This window comes from Streptomyces sp. NPDC056987, from assembly GCF_042673865.1.
Lineage (GTDB): Bacteria > Actinomycetota > Actinomycetes > Streptomycetales > Streptomycetaceae > Streptomyces.
Genome location: NZ_JBHURV010000025.1, coordinates 82,627 through 97,964, shown reverse-complemented (window position 1 = coordinate 97,964; position 15,338 = coordinate 82,627). Strand labels below are relative to the sequence as shown.

Below are 15,338 nucleotides of genomic sequence, written 5' to 3'. Positions count from 1 at the left end.
ACCCTATCCCCGACCTCTGACATTCGCGGAAGCCCGCCACATTCCAGCAACATTGCCTTCACACAACGCGCCGCACAATGGGGAACCATGATCCGATTCGAGCATGTCACCAAGCGGTACCCGGACGGCACCACCGCGGTGGACGATCTCTCCTTCGAGGTCTCCGAAGGCGAACTGGTCACGCTCGTCGGACCTTCCGGCTGCGGCAAGACCACGACCATGAAAATGGTCAACCGCCTCATCGAACCGTCGGAGGGGCGGATATTCCTCGACGGGGACGACATATCCGCGATCGATCCGGTCAGCCTCCGGCGCCGTATCGGCTATGTCATCCAGCAGGTCGGCCTCTTTCCGCACAAGACGGTCCTGGAGAACACCGCGACCGTCCCGCATCTCCTCGGCTGGCAGCGCGCCAAGGGCCGGGCGCGCGCCGCCGAACTCCTCGACCTGGTCGGACTGGACCCGTCCGTCTACGGCGACCGCTACCCCGAGCAACTCTCGGGCGGCCAGCGCCAGCGCGTCGGGGTGGCCCGCGCCCTCGCCGCCGACCCGCCCGTCCTGCTGATGGACGAGCCGTTCGGCGCGGTCGACCCCGTCGTGCGCGACCACCTCCAGAGCGAGTTCCTCAGGCTCCAGGCGGCCGTGCGCAAGACCGTGCTGTTCGTCACGCACGACATCGAGGAGGCCGTCCGGCTCGGCGACCGTATCGCCGTCTACGGACAGGGCAGGATCGAGCAGTTCGACGCCCCGGCGGCGGTGCTCGGCGCCCCGGCCACCCCGTACGTCGCGGACTTCGTCGGCGCGGACCGCGGCCTGAAGCGGCTCTCGGTCACCCCCATCGAGGAGGGCGACCTCGAACAGCCGCCCGTCGTCCATCTCGACGACCCGCTCGCCCGCGCCGCGGCGAAGCTGGCCGAGCAGGGCGCGCGCTGGGCCGTCGTCCTGGACTCCGACGACAACCTGCACGGCTGGCTCGCCGCCGAACAGGCCACCCGGGCCGCCGGCGGTCGCCCGGCCGCCCCGGGAGCGGCGGGGACCGTACGGGAGCACGCCCGCCGGATGGAGGCGTGGCTGCCGGTCGGCGCCTCGCTCAAGCAGGCGTTCGCCACGATGCTCCAGCACGACGCCGGATGGATAGCGGTCATCGACCGGGAGGAGACCGGGCGGTTCCTCGGGGTCCTCACCCCGGCGCGGCTGCACGAGGCGCTGCGCCGGTCGATCGACGCGGACGCGCAGGCCATCGACCGTACGGAGGTCGAGCTGGAGACCGTCAGCAAGCTCGTCGCACCGTGAGGAGCCGCCCCGGCCCGCGGAGGAGCCGCCCCGGTCCCCGGAGGAGCCGCCTCGGTCCGCGCTGAGCCCGCTCAGTTCGCGCTGAGCCTGCCGGACATCCACTCCAGGGCGGGCGGGATCTCCCGGCGCCAGGTGTTGAAGTTGTGCGCGCCGCTCCCGAGGATGATCGACGACACCTGCGCGGGCGCCTTGACCTTCCGGATGAACCGCTCGGTGTCCTGAAGGTTCCGCTCGCCCTTCCGGGAGCTGGTGACGAGCAGCGACGAGTCGCCCTGGCGCACATGGTCCAGGCTCCACAGCAGGTCGGCGCGGTCCCGCAGCCGCTGGTCGCCGTGGAAGAGATCGCCGGTCGTCGGGTCCTCCGCCGCCTTGTAGTAGGCGGAGAGCCCGGCGCCCACCGAGTACTGCTCCGGGTGGTGCAGGGCGATCTTCAGCGCGCAGTAACCGCCGGTGGAGTTGCCGATGATGCCCCAGTTGCGGGGCGCGGCCTTGACCCGGTACGTCGCCGAGACGGCCCGGGGCAGGTCCGCGCCGAGGAACGTCTCGGTCTGCGGGCCGCCGGGCACGTCGACGCACTCGGTGTCGCGCGGCGGCGCCACGGTGGGCCGCAGCATCACCAGGATCATCGGCTGCATCGAGCCGCGCCTGGCGAGCTGCCAGGCGGTCGTCGGGTAGTTCAGGCCCTTGATCAGGTTCTCGGCCACGCCCGGGTAGCCGGTGAGCACCACCGCGGCCGGGAACGTCTGCTTCGCGAACTGCGGCTGGAAGTACTCGGGCGGCAGATAGACGTACGCGGTGGAGTCGATCCCCGACACCGCGCCCGCCACGGCGACCTTCTGGATCTCCCCCGCCACCGCCGGCCGGACCGCGCCGGGCACGGCCGTGCGCTGCGTGTCCATGATCGTCACATGCCTGCCGTCCGCCACCGCGTGGCCGACCACGGAACCCAGCTCCTGCTCCTGGCCGAAGAGATCTCCCCAGGTGCCGTAGAACAGGAAGTACTGGTTGGCCGCCAGCCCCACCGCGGTGAAGATCGCCACCTGGGTGGCGAAGGTGAGGCCGATCCTGCCGAGCACGGCCCGCGCCGTACGCCGCGACAGCCGCGGCCAGAGCCAGATGGTCGCGACGAACAGCGCCACGGCCAGCAGGACGGCCAGGGCCAGGACTTTACGACTGGTGAGACCCATGTCGACCGAGCTTTCTTCGTCGAGATTTTCCCGGATGCAGAGGAACCCTCCCCCCGAAAGCCCCGTCCTAGAGAGCGCAAAATGTCCGGGCCCGCGAAGAAGAAGCGGACTCGGGCCCACTCTCTCTCGCGGAGCCATGGGAAGCGATGTCTGTGACGCTAGATGGGGATAAATCAGGATCGGTTCCGGATCGGGCGGGGCAGTCCACCGGAGCGCCCTCCAACAAGTCACCGCGCCGCCTGCTCCGCGGTCCGCACCCCGAGTCCGTTCCCTGGCTCGTCGGCACGGCCTGTGCCTTCATCGGTCTCGTCGACATCGCCGCGGGCGTCTTCCCGCGCTTCCGCCACAGCCGGATGCACTCCCTCGCCGAGGTGCTGCCGGGGGCGCTCGGCCCCTTCGCCGCCGCGCTCTCACTGAGCGCCGGCGTACTCCTGCTGCTGCTCGCGCACGGGCTCAAACGGCGCAAGCGCCGCGCCTGGCGGGCCACCGTGTTCCTGCTGCCGGTGGGCACCGTCGCCCAGTTCGGCTACCGGCACTCCCTCATCGGCGCCCTGCTCTCGCTGGGGCTGCTCGCCCTGGTGGTGCGCCACCGCGGGGAGTTCGCCGCCCTGCCCGACCCGCGCAGCCGCTGGCGGGCGCTGGCGAACTTCGTCGTGATGGGCGCGGGGTCCATCGGCCTCGGCCTGGTCATCGTCAGCGTCCACCCGCACCGCACCATCGGTAACCCCGGCCTGTCGGAACGGCTCGAACACGTGCTGTACGGGCTGTTCGGCGTCGACGGCCCCATCGACTACCGGGGGATGGTCAGCGGTACGGTCGGCTACTCCCTCGGCGCGCTCGGCCTGCTCACCGCGCTCACCACCGCCTATCTCGCCTTCCGGCCCGCGCACCCGGTCGCGCACCTCACCGCGGACGACGAGCGGCGGCTGCGCGCCCTGCTCGACCGGCACGGCGGCCGCGACTCGCTGGGCCACTTCGCGCTCCGCCGCGACAAGGGCGTGGTCTTCTCGCCCAGCGGCAAGGCGGCCGTCTGCTACCGCGTGGTCTCCGGGGTGATGCTCGCCAGCGGCGACCCCATCGGCGACGTGGAGGCGTGGCCCGGCGCCATCGAACGCTTCATGGACGAGGCGAAGGCCCACTCCTGGACCCCGGCCGTGATGGGGTGCAGCGAGACCGGCGGCGCGGTCTGGACCCGCGAGACGGGGCTCGACGCGCTGGAGCTGGGCGACGAAGCGGTGGTGGACGTGCCGGATTTCTCCCTGCGCGGCCGCGCGATGCGCAACGTACGCCAGATGGTGACGCGCATCGAGCGGGCCGGCTACGTCACCCGGGTACGGCGCGTCGGTGACCTCTCCGGCGACGAGGTGGAGCGGATCCGCGAGGCCGCCGACGACTGGCGCGGTACGGACACGGAGCGCGGCTTCTCCATGGCGCTGGGCCGGATCGGCGACCCCGCCGACCGCGACTCGGTGATCGCCACCGCGCACCGGCCGGACGAGGAGGCGCCGGGCCCGTACGGCGACCTGAAGGCCGTGCTCCACTTCGTCCCGTGGGGGACGGACGGGATGTCCCTGGACCTGATGCGCCGCGACCGCTCCGCCGACCCCGGCATGAACGAGCTGCTGATCGTCGCCGCGCTGGCCGCCGCGCCCGCGCTGGGCGTGGTGCGGGTCTCACTCAACTTCGCGATGTTCCGCTCGGCCCTGGCCCGCGGCGAACGCCTGGGCGCGGGCCCCGTCCTGCGCGGCTGGCGCGGGCTGCTGGTCTTCCTCTCGCGCTGGTTCCAGATCGAGTCGCTGTACCGCTTCAACGCCAAGTTCCAGCCGCGCTGGGAGCCGCGTTACGTGGTCTTCCGCTCCCCCGGCGACCTGCCGCGGATCGGGTTCGCCGCGATGCAGGCGGAGGGCTTCGTGACGCTGTCGCTCCCGCGCCCGCTGCGCCGCCTCGGCCGCATCAGGCGCCACCCGCCCGGCGACGGCCGTGCTCCGGAGGGCCGCCCGGCCGGCGGCATCCCGGCCGACGGCCGTCCCACCGGCTCCGCCGTCCCGCCCCGGGGTCCGTACGACGCGGAACGTCCCCGGGTGGCCTCCGAGCCGGCCGGGTCGGGGCGGGTCCCCGGACCTCCCTCGACGCCGTAGGGGCCCCGGCGGACCGGGACCCCTCGGGGGACCGTCAGAACATCACCGGGGACTGCGGCTGCGCCTGCCGCCGCTGTCATAGCCGTCGTCGTAGTGGTCGTCCGTATTCTGCGACCGGATACGGTACGTCCTGCGACGGGAGGACGATCCGGCGTGACGGTCCTGCGTGGTCTCCCGGTGGTCGTAGCCGTCCTCCTCGCGGTACATCTCGTCAGGGCCCTCGTCGTAGATCTCCCTGCCCCGCGGCACAGCGTTGCGGTTCTGCATTCCGTAGCGCTGGTTGTGCGTGGCGGGATGGGGATAGTTGCCCGGATGTGGCGTGGTGACGCTGGTGGAGTAGTCGGGACGGCCGGCGCGTTCCGGCAGCCGGTTGGCGTCCCTGACAAGACGCTGGGTCGAGTAGCCACTCGTTCCGCGGGGCACACTCGGCATCTGCATGTGCAGGTTGGCGTGGGGAGCGAGATTGCCGATACGGTCCGCGCTGCGCGCCGGGTCGCTGATGTCGAAGTCCGGCAGCACGGGCGTGCCCGTGCGATGCATGTCGTCGAGGTTGCCCGGGGCCTGCCCGTAACTGACGGGCCGGGCGTCGAACGTGGTGACGGCCATGGACCCTGCGCGGCCTGGGTCACGGCGCATGATCCCGCGGGCCCCGGAGAGATCGCCCTCGGACATCAGCAGGGTGTCCCGGCCTTCGAGGTTCTCCTCGGGCGGCCGGCGGCGACCCGGCGGATGCATTCCGCCGTGGGTGGCCCGGATCCCCCTGATCTCGTGCGGATACACCCGCACCTCCTCGCCCCGCACCCGGAAGATCTCCTCGCGCCCGTTGCTGGACGCGCGCACGTACGTGCCGATCTCCGGCCTGCCGTTCAAGTCGAGCTCGAACCGCTGCCCGATATCCCCCGGGTACATCTTCCTGCCGCCCGGCGCGCGCTGGATCTGCATCCGCTGCACCGAGACCGCCCCCGCGGGCGCGGCGGGCCGGAGCTGCCCGTCCGCCACGGCGCGGGATGTGTTCCGGTTGCCCGCCTGGCTCTGCAGCGCCCTCATCCGGCCGGCCTGACCGGTGCCGGAGACGGGACGGGCGACGTCCCGCTCACCCGCCTGCCGATTGACCTGCGATCTGCTCGCGTACACGGCGCCCCTCCCACCAAGCGAACATGGAATCCGGACAACGTTACTCGGCGACTCCGCGCGGGGGAATGACCGGCGGGGCAACAGGAGGGGCGGAATGGTGCCGCGCGCTGTGCCCTCGCGGCACCACCGCCCCGGCGGATCCCACGTATTCCGGACGGAAGGCTCGGACTCAGTAGGGTCGGGCATATGAGTACGTTGCGTGGACGCGGCACGGTCCAAGGGCTGCCGGAGTGGGACCGGTGTGCCGTAATGGGGGTCATCAATGTGACGCCCGACTCCTTCTCCGACGGCGGCCGCTGGTTCGACACCACCGCCGCCGTCAAACGCGGCCTGGATCTCGTCGCCGCGGGCGCCGACCTGGTCGACGTCGGCGGCGAGTCGACGCGGCCCGGCGCGACACGGGTCGACGAGGACGAGGAGCTGCGGCGCGTCGTCCCCGTCGTGCGGGGCCTGGCGTCCGAGGGCGTCACCGTCTCCGTCGACACGATGCGCGCCTCCGTCGCCGAGCGGGCCGTCGCCGCGGGCGCGGCGCTGGTCAACGACGTCAGCGGCGGGCTCGCCGACCCGGCGATGGTGCCCGCGGTCGCCGCCGCCGAGGTGCCGTTCGTCGTGATGCACTGGCGCGGTTTCAGCGAGGAGATGAACAGCCGCGCGGTCTACGAGGACGTCGTCGCCGAGGTCCTCGCCGAACTGCGCGCACGGATGGACGCGGTGGTCGCGGGCGGTATCGCCCCCGAGCGCCTCGTGGTCGACCCCGGGCTCGGCTTCGCCAAGCGGGCCGAGCACGACCTGGAGCTCCTCTCCCACCTCCCCGAGCTGCGCTCGCTGGGCAGGCCGCTGCTGGTCGCCGCCTCCCGTAAACGGTTCCTCGGCCATGTCCTCGCGGGCGGTGACGGCGCCCCGCCGCCCGCCCGGGAGCGCGACGCCGCCACCGCCGCGGTCTCCGCGATCGCCGCCCACCGGGGCGCCTGGGCGGTCCGGGTCCACGAGGTACGGGCGACCGCCGACGCGGTCCGGGTGGCGCGCGCCGTCGAAGGAGCCCACGGCCCGGCCCGGGAGGACCGCGGGGCCGGGGCCGAGCGATGACCGCGCGGAGGGAGAGCGGGATGCCGGACGACGGCGGGCCCACCGACAGCGAGCGGGTCGAGCAGGCCAACACGACGTTCTACGAGGCGATGGAACGCGGCGACATCGAAGCCCTGTCGGGGCTCTGGCTGGACGGCGAGGACTCCGTCGTCTCCTGCGTCCACCCGGGCTGGCCGGTGCTGAGCGGGCGCGGTGACGTGCTGCGCTCGTACGCCCTGATCATGGCGAACACCGAGTACATTCAGTTCTTCCTCACCGATGTCGAGGTCTCCGTGAGCGCCGACACCGCCCTGGTGACCTGCACCGAGAACATCCTCAGCGGCGGCCCCGCCGAGGACGGCAACGAGCTGGGACCGCTGGTGGGCCAGCTCGTCGTCGCGACGAACGTGTTCCGGCGCACACCGGAGGGGTGGAAGATCTGGTCGCACCACGGTTCACCCGTTCTGACCGAAACCGAAGAGGACGGCGAGAACGGCGGGGGCGGCGGGAACGGCGACAACGGCGACACCATGGACGACGTGCCACCCGCGTGAGTGGGTAAGGGGTGCGTGTGGATTGACCGCGAGAACCCGCGGGTAGGGGCGCCTACCAGTTGTGCGGCGCCCTTCCCCGTCACCCCGCGGGGCGGGGCTGTCGGTGCCCGCAGGTAGATTCAAATGTGGGCACAGGGCCGCACCCGTTCGCGACCGGGTGCCCCGACGACAAACGACAGCAGGAGTGATTCGCGTGGATCGTGTCGCGCTGCGCGGCCTCAAGGCCCGCGGGCACCATGGCGTCTTCCCCCGGGAGCGCGAGGAGGGGCAGACCTTCATCGTGGATCTGGTGCTCGGCCTCGACACCCGGCCCGCGGCGGCCGACGACGACCTGGCGAAGACCGTCCATTACGGCATCGTGGCGGAGGAGGTCGTGGAGGTCGTCCAGGGAGAGCCCGTCGACCTGATCGAGACCCTGGCGGAACGCATCGCCCAGAGCTGCCTGAAACACGACGGCGTCCAGGAGGTCGAGGTGGTCGTGCACAAACCGGACGCCCCGATCACCGTGCCCTTCGACGACGTGACCATCACCATCACCCGGAGTCGAGTATGAGTCTGTTTCCATCGAACGGGCCGCAGAGCGACCCCACGGTCCAGCCGGTGCCCGCCTCCGTGGTCGCCCAGGTGGACGCCGCGGACAGCACACTGTCCAACCCGCAGCGGGCCGTGGTGGCCCTCGGCTCCAACCTCGGGAACCGGCTGGAGACCATCCAGGGCGCCATCGACGCCCTGGAGGACACCCCCGGCGTCCGGGTCAAGGCGGTCTCCCCGGTGTACGAGACGGAGCCCTGGGGCGTCGACGCCGGCTCCCAGCCGTCGTACTTCAACGCGGTGGTGGTCATCAAGACGACGCTGCCGCCGTCCTCGCTGCTGGAGCGCGGCCAGGCCATCGAGGAGGCCTTCGACCGGGTCCGTGACGAGCGCTGGGGGCCGCGCACGATCGACGTGGACATCCTGACGTACGCGGACGTCGTCTCGGACGACCCGCGGCTCACCCTCCCGCACCCCCGCGCCCACCAGCGCGCCTTCGTCCTCGCCCCGTGGCACGACGTGGATCCGGAGGCACAGGTCCCGGGCCTTGGCCCGGTGGCCGACCTGCTGACCGATGTCGGCCAGGAGGGTGTGCAGCCCCGCTCCGACCTGGAACTGCGCCTGCCCGAATAGTCGTACGGGGCGGCCCGTTAGGCTCTGCGAGACGGGCCGGCTCGTGCGGGTCCGGGTCGGGGCGGGCCGGTTCGGGGCGGATCGGGTCGGCGGAGCGAAGTGAAGGGCGGCTTTCTCGGTGAAGCAGTTGCGGATCGGCGTCCTCGCCGGGCTGTTCGTGGTGGCTGGCGTGCTCTCCTGGGCGGCCGCCCGCCTCTGGGACGCGTTCGGCACCCTGCCGAGCGTGCCGCTCGCGGCGCCCATCGTGCTCGCCGCGATCGCCGCGGTCCTCGCCGCGACGGCCCTCTCCCTGCGCTCCCGGCTCAAGGCCCAGCGGGAGCGCCGCCCCGGCGCGCGGGGCGTCGATCCGCTGATGGCGGCCCGCGCCGTGGTCTTCGGCCAGGCGAGCGCGCTGGTCGCGGCCCTGGTCTCCGGGCTGTACGGGGGTACGGGCGTCTTCCTGCTCGGCTCCCTCGACATCCCCGCCCGCCGCGACCAGGCGATCTACGCGGCCTTCTCCGTACTGGCGGGCATCGCGGTGATCGTCGCGGCGTTCTTCCTCGAACGGGTCTGCAAACTCCCGGAGGACGGCAACGGCGAGAACCACAAGAACGGCCCCGCCCCGGCCGGGCCCGCCTGACCCGGACCCCGGGCCGCGGCAGCGCCCGCTAGCGGGCCAGGATCAGGCTCATCGCCTCGGCGCGGGTCGCCGGATCGCGGAGCTGGCCGCGTACGGCCGAGGTGATGGTCTTCGCGCCCGGCTTCCGTACGCCACGCATCGACATGCACATGTGCTCGCACTCGATGACCACGATCACCCCGCGTGGCTCCAGGATCTCCATCACGGACTCGGCGATCTGCGTCGTCAGCCGCTCCTGGACCTGCGGCCTGCGGGCGTAGACGTCCACGAGGCGGGCCAGCTTCGACAGTCCGGTGATCTTGCCGTCCGTCGACGGGATGTAGCCGACGTGCGCGACCCCGACGAACGGGACGAGATGGTGCTCACACGTGGACGTCACCTCGATGTCCTTGACCATGACCATCTCGTCGTGGCCCAGGTCGAACGTGGTCGTCAGCACGTCCTCGGGGTTCTGCCACAGCCCCGCGAATATCTCCTTGTACGCGCGGGCCACCCGGCCCGGGGTGGCCCGCAGCCCCTCGCGGTCCGGGTCCTCCCCGACCGCGATCAGCAGCTCGCGCACGGCATTCTCGGCCCGCTTCTCGTCGAACTCGCGGACCAGGTTCTCCCCGTCCAGCGTCACCGGGTCGGTCATGTGTGCCTCGTTCCTGTGCCGTCCTCGTGTGCGGTCATACGAATGCCGCGCCCCCACAGGCTAAAACCTGGGGGACGCGGCATCCATTCCGGGCCCTCGGACGGCCCGGTCCGCTGTCAGCTCTCCGGACGTTCCTCCGGAACCGCCTCGGTGGGCGTCTCGCCGGAAGTCACGGCGGGCATCCCGCCGTTGGACCCCGAGGCGCCGTTGGTCAGCGCCAGCTCCTTGGGCGAGAGCACCGGCGGACGCGTCGACGGGGTACGCCTCGACGAGCCGGTCCACGCCGGACGGGACGGGCGCTTCACGATGGTCGAGAAGATCTCCGCGATCTGCTCCTTGTTGAGCGTCTCCTTCTCCAGGAGCGCCAGGACCAGATTGTCGAGTACGTCACGGTTCTCGACCAGGATCTCCCACGCCTCGTTGTGCGCGGTCTCGATGAGCTTCTTGACCTCTTCGTCGACGAGCGCGGCGACCTCTTCCGAGTAGTCGCGCTGGTGCGCCATCTCCCGGCCGAGGAACGGTTCGGTGTTGTCGCCGCCGAACTTGATCGCGCCGAGCCGCTCGGTCATGCCGTACTGCGTGACCATCGCCCGCGCCGTGGCCGTCGCCTTCTCGATGTCGTTGGCCGCGCCGGTGGTCGGGTCGTGGAAGACCAGCTCCTCCGCCGCGCGCCCGCCCATCATGTAGGCGAGTTGGTCGAGCATCTCGTTGCGCGTGGTCGAGTACTTGTCCTCGTCGGGCAGGACCATGGTGTAGCCCAGGGCCCGGCCGCGGGACAGGATCGTGATCTTGTGCACCGGGTCGGAGTTCGGAGACGCCGCGGCGACCAGGGCGTGACCGCCCTCGTGGTACGCGGTGATCTTCTTTTCCTTCTCGGACATGATCCGGGTCCGCTTCTGCGGGCCCGCCACGACGCGGTCGATCGCCTCGTCCAGGGCGTGGTTGTCGACGAGCTTCGCGTCACCACGCGCCGTCAGGAGCGCGGCCTCGTTCAGCACGTTCGCCAGGTCGGCACCGGTGAAGCCGGGCGTACGACGGGCGACGGCGCCCAGGTCGACGTCCGGGGCGACCGGCTTGCCCTTCTGGTGGACCTTGAGGATCTCCAGACGGCCCTGCATGTCCGGGCGGTCCACGGCGATCTGCCGGTCGAACCGGCCCGGGCGCAGCAGCGCCGGGTCGAGGATGTCCGGCCGGTTGGTGGCGGCGATCAGGATGACGCCGCCCTTCACGTCGAAGCCGTCCATCTCCACCAGGAGCTGGTTCAGCGTCTGCTCGCGCTCGTCGTGCCCGCCGCCGAGGCCCGCGCCGCGGTGCCGGCCGACGGCGTCGATCTCGTCGACGAAGACGATCGCCGGGGCGTTCGCCTTGGCCTGCTCGAAGAGGTCGCGCACCCGGGAGGCGCCGACACCGACGAACATCTCGACGAAGTCGGAGCCCGAGATCGAGTAGAACGGCACTCCGGCCTCGCCGGCGACGGCGCGGGCCAGCAGCGTCTTGCCCGTACCGGGCGGGCCGTAGAGCAGCACACCCTTCGGGATCTTGGCGCCGACGGCCTGGAACTTCGCCGGTTCCTGGAGGAATTCCTTGATCTCGTGGAGTTCCTCGACCGCCTCGTCGGACCCCGCCACGTCGGCGAAGGTCGTCTTCGGGGTGTCCTTGGTGATGAGCTTGGCCTTGGACTTCCCGAACTGCATGACGCGCGATCCGCCGCCCTGCATCTGATTCATCAGGAACAGGAAGACCACGACGATCAGCACGAAGGGCAGCAGCGAGAACAGCACCGAGAGGAACGGGCTCTGCTTCGAAGGCGAGACCGTGTAGCCCTTGGTGATGTCACCGTTCTGGAACTTCGTTTGGAGCGTTGCGGCCAGCGAGGATCCCTGATTGCCGATGTAGCTGGCCTGGATCTTGTCGCTGCCCTTGACCTTCAGGCCGTCCTTGAGGTCGACCTTGATGATCTGGTCGTCGCCGGTGGTCAGTTTGACCTGCTCGGCCTGGTTCTTGTCGATCGCCTGGACGACCTCACCGGTGTCCACCGTCTTGTAGCCGCCCGAAGAGCCGACGACCTGCATCAACACGACCACGGCGAGGACGGCCAGCACGATCCACATGACCGGCCCACGGAAGTATCGCTTCACGTCCATCCATACGGAGCGAAGTCGCCCCGTCCCTCCTGCCCGTAGGTAAATGCTGCTGTGAGAAAAGACTGTTCCTGGGAAGGTACCCCAGCATCATGGCCCGCGACCGCACGGGACGGCTGACGAACCCGTCTTCCCCTGCTCCAACGGCGCGCGCCGGGGAGAGGTTCCCGGCGGCGTTCGCCGCGGCCCGTCCCAGGTCCCGTGTCAGCCGCCGTAGACATGTGGTGCGAGAGTGCCGACAAAGGGAATGTTGCGGTACTTCTCCGCGTAATCCAGGCCGTATCCGACGACGAACTCATTGGGAATGTCGAAGCCGATCCACTTGACGTCGATCGCGACCTTTGCGGCATCCGGCTTACGGAGCAGGGTGCAGACCTCCAGCGAGGCCGGCTCCCGCGAACCGAGGTTGGAGAGCAGCCACGACAGCGTCAGTCCCGAGTCGATGATGTCCTCGACGATCAGGACGTGCCGGCCCTTGATGTCCGTGTCCAGGTCCTTGAGGATCCGGACCACGCCCGAGGACTGGGTGCCCGCCCCGTACGAGGAGACGGCCATCCAGTCCATCGTCACGGGGGTGGACAGGGCCCGCGCCAAGTCCGCCATGACCATCACGGCGCCCTTGAGGACACCGACGAGAAGCAGATCCTTGCCTGCGTACTCCGCGTCGATCTTCGCGGCCAGTTCGGCCAGCTTCGCGTCGATCTCTTCCTTGGTGATGAGCACCGACTGGAGGTCGCTGCCCATGTCCTTGTCGTCCACCCGCATCACTTTCGTTGTCGGCCAGGGGTCCGGGGCCGGACGGAAGTGCTCGAACATGTCCTGGCGGCCCGGGAGACACAGCCGTAGTGCATCAGCGCTTCAGCCCTGCCGGATGACCAGTCTGCCACCCTGCCTCCTGGCCTCCACGCGGCCGGGCAGATTGATGGCTCCCTGGCCGCGCCAACCCGTGATCAGGCGGTCGACCTCTTCGATGTGACGGGCGAACAGCGAACCGGCCGGGGCGCCCGCGGCGATGGCCGCCCGGCGCAGCACCCGGCGGCGGACGGCGGGCGGCAGCGCGTACAGCCCCGCGCAGGCGAGCTGTCCCGTCTCGTCCCGTACGGTCCCCTCCGCGTCGGCGGCCCAGGCGTCGAGGGCATCGGCGTCGTCGCGGGAGAGCTGTGCGGTACGGGCGAGGGCCTCGACGACGCCCTTGCCGAGGGCCTTCTCCAGGGCCGGCAGTCCTTCGTGGCGCAGCCGGGAGCGGGTGTAGGCGGGGTCGGCGTTGTGCGGGTCGTCCCAGACGGGGATGGACTGGACCAGGCAGGCCTTGCGGGCGGTCTGCCGGTCGAGGTGGAGGAAGGGGCGCCGGTAGCGTCCGGCCGTCCCCGAGACGGCCGCCATGCCGGACAGGGAGCGGATGCCGGAGCCCCTGGCGAGGCCGAGGAGGACGGTCTCCGCCTGGTCGTCCCGGGTGTGGCCGAGGAGGACGGCGGCGGCGCGATGGCGTTCGGCGGCGTCGTCGAGGGCGGCGTAGCGCGCGTCCCTGGCGGCGGCCTCGGGGCCGCCCGCGCGCCGTCCGCCGCCTCCCGCGTTCGGGGCGCTGTGCGCCACCCTCGTCGATTCGAGTCCCACGGTGACGGCGACGGACTCGACGGGGTCGAGGCGCATGGCGCGGAGCCGGGCGACGACCTCGGCGGCGCGGAGGTCGGAGCCGGCCTGGAGGCCGTGGTCGACGGTGACGGCGCCCGCCCGTACACGGAGCTTGGGCGCCTCGAAGGCGAGGGCGGAGGCGAGCGCCATGGAGTCGGCGCCGCCGGAGCAGGCGACGAGCACGAGCGGGTACGCGTCGTCGTCGAGGGGGGAGTGCGGGGTCGGGGAGGCGTGCGGGGTCGGGGAGGCGTGCGGGAGCGAGGAAGCGTGCGGGAGCGGGGAGGCGTGCGAGGTGGCGGAGAGGAGTTCGGCGTGGTCGGTGAGGACCTCGTGAAGTACGCGGCGGACCGCCAGGCGTATCGCCGCGACCGCAGGATGGGGACCCATATCCGGTGCCCTTCGTGATGTTATTTGGGGGGTGCCTCGGTCGGAGTAAGGACGGAGAACGTCACTCAGAGTGCGTCGATGGTGACAGAACCGAGCCATTACCCGAGCATTGCACGCCTATCCCTCACCCACGGTCCCTCGGATGGGTGATACGTGAGGCGTCCTCCTGCCACATGTCAGCTCCCGCTCACGAATCCGCCTTACGGTGCACCCGCGCGACCCAGTCCGCGGGTTTGGCGATCTCCGCCTTGGTGGGGAGGGTGTTCGGCGAGGTCCAGACCCGGTTGAAGCCGTCCATGCCGACCTGGTCGACCACGGCCCGTACGAACCGCTCCCCGTCGCGGTACTGGCGGAGCTTGGCGTCGAGGCCGAGCAGCTTGCGCAGCGCGAGGTCGAGCCGGCTGGCGCCGCGGGCCCTGCGCTGCTGGAACTTCTCGCGGATCTCGGCGACGGAGGGCACGACCTGCGGCCCCACGCCGTCCATCACGAAGTCGGCGTGGCCCTCCAGGAGGGACATCACGGCGGTGAGCCGGCCCAGGATCTCGCGCTGGCCCGGGGTCTGCACCAGCTCGACGATGCTCCTGCCGTCCTCGTCCCGCTCGCCCTCGGGACGGCCGCCCGCGAGGGACTGGGCGGCTTCGCGCAGCCGCTCGACGACAGTCATCGGGTCGACGTCGGTCTGGTCGAGGAACGACTGGATCTCGCCCTGGAGGTGGTCGCGCAGCCAGGGCACGCCGGTGAACTGCGTGCGGTGGGTCTCCTCGTGGAGCGCGACCCAGAGCCTGAAGTCGTGCGGGTCGACGTCCAGTTCCCGTTCGACGTGGACGATGTTGGGGGCGACGAGCAGCAGCCGGCCGCCGTCCGCGGCCGCCGGGAGATCGCGGGTGGCGGGCGCGAACGTCTCGTACTGGCCGAGGACCCGGGAGGACATGAAGGAGAGCAGCATGCCCACCTCGACGCCGGTCACCTTGCCGCCGACCGCGCCGATGACGGCGCCGCCGGGACCGCCGGGGCGGCGCTCCAGCATCTTCTCGAACAGCGGCTTCAGCAGCTCGCGGAAGCCGGCCACGTTGGCCTTGATCCAGCCGGCCCGGTCGACGACCAGGACGGGGGTGTCCGGTGGCTCGTGTCCCTCGGGGATCAGTTTCGTGTACCCGCGAACGTGGTCCTCGGCCGCCTTGGCGTGCCGCCGCAGCTCCGCGACGATCTCGCGCGCCTCGTCGCGGGTGACCTCGGGTCCCGGCCTCGCGAGGCGGGTCGCGGTGGCCACCGCGAGGTTCCAGTCGACCATCTCTGCACCACCGATGCTCGTCATGCGTCAACCGTACGTGGTCGGCCCGGAGAGCGGTGAGGTGTAGGGCGCCCGGTTCTTCCCTTGGTTCGTCCCCTA

13 protein-coding genes and 1 pseudogene are annotated in these 15,338 nt (G+C 71.1%); 7 read left to right on the top strand and 7 right to left on the bottom strand.

Translation table 11 applies throughout. The features are described 5' to 3' along the window. Positions 1–87 precede the first annotated feature (87 nt). Positions 88–1,293: an ABC transporter ATP-binding protein gene (locus ACFTZC_RS26425; RefSeq protein ID WP_382893780.1), complete on the top strand. Its 1,206-nt coding sequence runs from the start codon at positions 88–90 to the stop codon at positions 1,291–1,293. Between the two features lie 71 nt (positions 1,294–1,364). Here ACFTZC_RS26425 and ACFTZC_RS26420 read toward each other — a convergent pair whose 3' ends face one another. Continuing rightward, positions 1,365–2,480, bottom strand: a complete 1,116-nt coding sequence (locus ACFTZC_RS26420) for an alpha/beta hydrolase (RefSeq protein WP_382893778.1) — start codon at positions 2,478–2,480, stop codon at positions 1,365–1,367. Positions 2,481–2,626: 146 nt separating this feature from the next. Between ACFTZC_RS26420 and ACFTZC_RS26415 the strand changes: the two are divergent. Continuing rightward, positions 2,627–4,444 (top strand): annotated as a pseudogene (locus ACFTZC_RS26415) (phosphatidylglycerol lysyltransferase domain-containing protein); the annotation flags it as partial. Positions 4,445–4,660: 216 nt separating this feature from the next. On the opposite strand, the gene ACFTZC_RS26410 reads toward ACFTZC_RS26415, so the two are convergent. Beyond that, positions 4,661–5,752 (bottom strand): hypothetical protein, encoded by a 1,092-nt coding sequence (locus tag ACFTZC_RS26410; protein ID WP_382893776.1) that lies wholly within the window; start codon positions 5,750–5,752, stop codon positions 4,661–4,663. Between the two features lie 186 nt (positions 5,753–5,938). Between ACFTZC_RS26410 and folP the strand changes: the two genes are divergently transcribed. From folP to ACFTZC_RS26385, 5 genes are all read left to right on the top strand, one after another. Next, positions 5,939–6,838: a dihydropteroate synthase gene (gene folP / locus ACFTZC_RS26405; protein ID WP_382893774.1), complete on the top strand. Its 900-nt coding sequence runs from the start codon at positions 5,939–5,941 to the stop codon at positions 6,836–6,838. Between the two features lie 20 nt (positions 6,839–6,858). Beyond that, on the top strand, positions 6,859–7,371 hold the full coding sequence (locus tag ACFTZC_RS26400) for a nuclear transport factor 2 family protein (protein ID WP_382893772.1): 513 nt from the start codon (positions 6,859–6,861) through the stop codon (positions 7,369–7,371). 193 nt (positions 7,372–7,564) lie between these two features. Then, entirely contained in the window at positions 7,565–7,924 is a 360-nt protein-coding gene (gene folB / locus ACFTZC_RS26395; RefSeq protein ID WP_365806154.1) for a dihydroneopterin aldolase, read from the top strand. Next, positions 7,921–8,535 (top strand): 2-amino-4-hydroxy-6-hydroxymethyldihydropteridine diphosphokinase, encoded by a 615-nt coding sequence (gene folK, locus ACFTZC_RS26390; RefSeq protein ID WP_382893770.1) that lies wholly within the window; start codon positions 7,921–7,923, stop codon positions 8,533–8,535. Before folB ends, folK begins: the two co-directional genes overlap by 4 nt. Before the next feature lie 118 nt (positions 8,536–8,653). After that, positions 8,654–9,154 (top strand): DUF3180 domain-containing protein, encoded by a 501-nt coding sequence (locus ACFTZC_RS26385; RefSeq protein ID WP_382893768.1) that lies wholly within the window; start codon positions 8,654–8,656, stop codon positions 9,152–9,154. Positions 9,155–9,182: 28 nt separating this feature from the next. Here ACFTZC_RS26385 and folE read toward each other — a convergent pair whose 3' ends face one another. The 5 genes from folE to ACFTZC_RS26360 form a co-directional block, all read right to left on the bottom strand. Then, on the bottom strand, positions 9,183–9,788 hold the full coding sequence (gene folE / locus ACFTZC_RS26380; RefSeq protein ID WP_382893766.1) for a GTP cyclohydrolase I FolE: 606 nt from the start codon (positions 9,786–9,788) through the stop codon (positions 9,183–9,185). A gap of 116 nt (positions 9,789–9,904) precedes the next feature. Beyond that, positions 9,905–11,932 (bottom strand): ATP-dependent zinc metalloprotease FtsH, encoded by a 2,028-nt coding sequence (gene ftsH / locus ACFTZC_RS26375; RefSeq protein WP_382893764.1) that lies wholly within the window; start codon positions 11,930–11,932, stop codon positions 9,905–9,907. Positions 11,933–12,133: 201 nt separating this feature from the next. After that, positions 12,134–12,694, bottom strand: coding sequence for a hypoxanthine phosphoribosyltransferase (gene hpt, locus ACFTZC_RS26370; RefSeq protein ID WP_365806162.1), 561 nt, complete (start codon positions 12,692–12,694; stop codon positions 12,134–12,136). 93 nt (positions 12,695–12,787) lie between these two features. Then, positions 12,788–13,948 carry a tRNA lysidine(34) synthetase TilS gene (gene tilS / locus ACFTZC_RS26365; protein ID WP_382893762.1) on the bottom strand — a complete coding sequence of 387 codons (1,161 nt, stop codon included), beginning with the start codon at positions 13,946–13,948 and terminating at the stop codon, positions 12,788–12,790. 187 nt (positions 13,949–14,135) lie between these two features. Further along, entirely contained in the window at positions 14,136–15,263 is a 1,128-nt protein-coding gene (locus tag ACFTZC_RS26360) for a zinc-dependent metalloprotease (RefSeq protein WP_382893760.1), read from the bottom strand. Positions 15,264–15,338 lie beyond the last annotated feature (75 nt).

What these genes read in the sequence shown, in the direction of transcription:
- ftsH (WP_382893764.1), bottom strand. Translation starts at nt 11,932, where the DNA reads ATGGACGTGAAGCGATACTTCCGTGGGCCGGTCATGTGGATCGTGCTG.
- ACFTZC_RS26420 (WP_382893778.1), bottom strand. Translation starts at nt 2,480, where the DNA reads ATGGGTCTCACCAGTCGTAAAGTCCTGGCCCTGGCCGTCCTGCTGGCC.
- ACFTZC_RS26360 (WP_382893760.1), bottom strand. Translation starts at nt 15,263, where the DNA reads ATGACGAGCATCGGTGGTGCAGAGATGGTCGACTGGAACCTCGCGGTG.
- folK (WP_382893770.1), top strand. Translation starts at nt 7,921, where the DNA reads ATGAGTCTGTTTCCATCGAACGGGCCGCAGAGCGACCCCACGGTCCAG.
- folE (WP_382893766.1), bottom strand. Translation starts at nt 9,788, where the DNA reads ATGACCGACCCGGTGACGCTGGACGGGGAGAACCTGGTCCGCGAGTTC.
- tilS (WP_382893762.1), bottom strand. Translation starts at nt 13,948, where the DNA reads ATGGGTCCCCATCCTGCGGTCGCGGCGATACGCCTGGCGGTCCGCCGC.
- ACFTZC_RS26400 (WP_382893772.1), top strand. Translation starts at nt 6,859, where the DNA reads ATGCCGGACGACGGCGGGCCCACCGACAGCGAGCGGGTCGAGCAGGCC.
- hpt (WP_365806162.1), bottom strand. Translation starts at nt 12,694, where the DNA reads ATGCGGGTGGACGACAAGGACATGGGCAGCGACCTCCAGTCGGTGCTC.
- folP (WP_382893774.1), top strand. Translation starts at nt 5,939, where the DNA reads ATGAGTACGTTGCGTGGACGCGGCACGGTCCAAGGGCTGCCGGAGTGG.
- ACFTZC_RS26425 (WP_382893780.1), top strand. Translation starts at nt 88, where the DNA reads ATGATCCGATTCGAGCATGTCACCAAGCGGTACCCGGACGGCACCACC.